At 70.2% G+C, this 1,823-nt stretch carries 2 protein-coding genes; both read left to right on the top strand.

Features of this window, described 5'->3' with window-relative positions; translation table 11 throughout:
• Window positions 1–397 (top strand): nicotinamide mononucleotide transporter family protein (locus tag AB0J09_RS63890; protein WP_360714154.1); only part of this gene is annotated, 397 nt, incomplete at its 5' end.
• Window positions 394–1,611 (top strand): bifunctional 3,4-dihydroxy-2-butanone-4-phosphate synthase/GTP cyclohydrolase II, encoded by a 1,218-nt coding sequence (locus AB0J09_RS63885; RefSeq protein WP_360714152.1) that lies wholly within the window; start codon window positions 394–396, stop codon window positions 1,609–1,611. The genes AB0J09_RS63890 and AB0J09_RS63885, both read left to right, overlap by 4 nt.
• The last annotated feature ends 212 nt before the right edge of the window (window positions 1,612–1,823 follow it).

The following is a 1,823-nucleotide window of genomic DNA, read 5'->3' as shown; positions in this document are numbered from 1 at the left end:
CAAGCAGCTCGCGGTCCGCCCCGCCCAGTGGTGGGAGCGGTCGCTGCTGATCGGCGTCATGCTGCTGGGCACGGCCCTGGTCGGGCTGCTGTTCTTCGTCACCGGACTGTCGTGGGGCGCGCACGTGCCGCTGCCCAAGGGTGCCTTCCTGGTGGCCGCCGACGCCTACATCTTCGTGGGCAGCGCGATGGCCACCTGGGCGCAGGGCAGGGCGCTGGTGGACTTCTGGATCGTGTGGGTGGCCGTCGACCTGGTGGGCGTGCCGCTGGCGTTCAGCTCGGGGCTGGTCGTCTCCGGCTGGGTGTACGGGATCTTCTTCGCCCTGGTCGTCATCGGGTTCGTGAAGTGGCTGCGCGAATACCGGGCGGCCGAGCTCAGCGTGGCGGTGGCGCAATGACCGACATCAAGCTGGACCCGATCGAGCGGGCCATCGAGGACATCCGCGACGGCAAGCCCGTCGTGGTCGTGGACGACGAGAGCAGGGAGAACGAGGGCGACCTGATCTTCGCCGCGGCCAAGGCCACGCCTGACGTGTGCGCGTTCACGATCAGGCACACGAGCGGGATGATCTGCGTGGCCATGGAGGGCAAGGAGCTCGACCGGCTCGGGCTGCCGCTCATGGTCGTGCACAACAAGGAGCGCATGCGCACGGCGTACACGATCACCGTGGACGCCCGCGACGGCGTCACCACGGGCATCTCGGCGGCCGACAGGGCCAAGACCATCCGCACGCTCGCCGACTCCGCGACCGAGCCCAACGAGCTGGTGCGCCCCGGTCACATCTTCCCGCTGCGTTACCGCGAGGGCGGCGTGCTGGCCAGGCGCGGCCACACCGAGGCGGCCGTCGACCTGGCCAGGCTGGCCGGGCTGTCGGCCGCGGGCGCGCTGGCCGAGGTGGTCAACGACGACGGCACCATGGCCAGGCTGCCCGAGCTGCGGCGTTTCTGCGACGAGCACGACCTGGCCCTGGTCTCCATCGAGCAGCTCGTCGACTACCGGCGCCGGGCCGAGAGCATGGTGACGAGGGTGGCCGAGACGCGGCTGCCGAACGTCTACGGCATGTGGCGGGCGTACGGCTATGCCAGCGCGCTCGACGGCGGCGAGCACGTCGCCCTCGTCTTCGGCGACCTGGAGGACGGCGAGAACATCCTGGTCAGGGCCCACTCCGAGTGCCTGACCGGCGACGTGTTCGGCTCGCTGCGCTGCGACTGCGGGGTGCAGCTGGGCCACGCCATGTCGGCCATCGCGGAGGAGGGCCGGGGGGTGGTCGTCTACCTGCGCGGGCACGAGGGCAGGGGCATCGGCCTGCTGGCCAAGCTCAAGGCGTACAGCCTGCAGGACAACGGCAGCGACACCGTCGACGCCAACGTCGAGCTGGGGCTGCCCGTGGACGCGCGGGAGTTCTCCAACGCGGGGCAGATCCTCGCCGACCTCGGCGTCAAGTCGGTGCGGCTGCTCACCAACAACCCGGCCAAGCTCAAGGGCATGGACGGGTACGGCATCAAGGTACTCGGCCGCGAGCCCCTGCCCGTGGCCATGAACCCGCACAACGAGCGATACCTCAAGGCCAAGCGCGAGCGCCTCGGCCATCAGATCTCGGAGGCTTCATGAGCGAGCGTAGCGAGCGACCAAATAGACACAGCCGGATTCCGCTCATGGGGCCGGCGGAGGAGGCCGCATGAGCGAGCGTAGCGAGCGACCAAATAGACACAGCCGGATTCCGCTCATGCGGCCGATGAAGGAGGCCGCATGAGCGGAGAAGGACGGCCGGGCGCCGCGGCGCCTGAGGCCTCGGGGCTGACCGTGGGGGTGGTGGCGGCCCG

The sequence above is a fragment of the Nonomuraea sp. NPDC049784 genome (genome assembly GCF_040659615.1).
In the GTDB taxonomy this organism is placed as follows: Bacteria; Actinomycetota; Actinomycetes; order Streptosporangiales; family Streptosporangiaceae; genus Nonomuraea.
The sequence above is the reverse complement of the archived record's forward strand: the minus strand, read 5'-3'. Positions and strand labels throughout refer to the sequence as shown.

Excerpts from the sequence above, each read along its gene's own strand:
- AB0J09_RS63885 (WP_360714152.1), top strand. The coding sequence starts at position 394 with ATGACCGACATCAAGCTGGACCCGATCGAGCGGGCCATCGAGGACATC.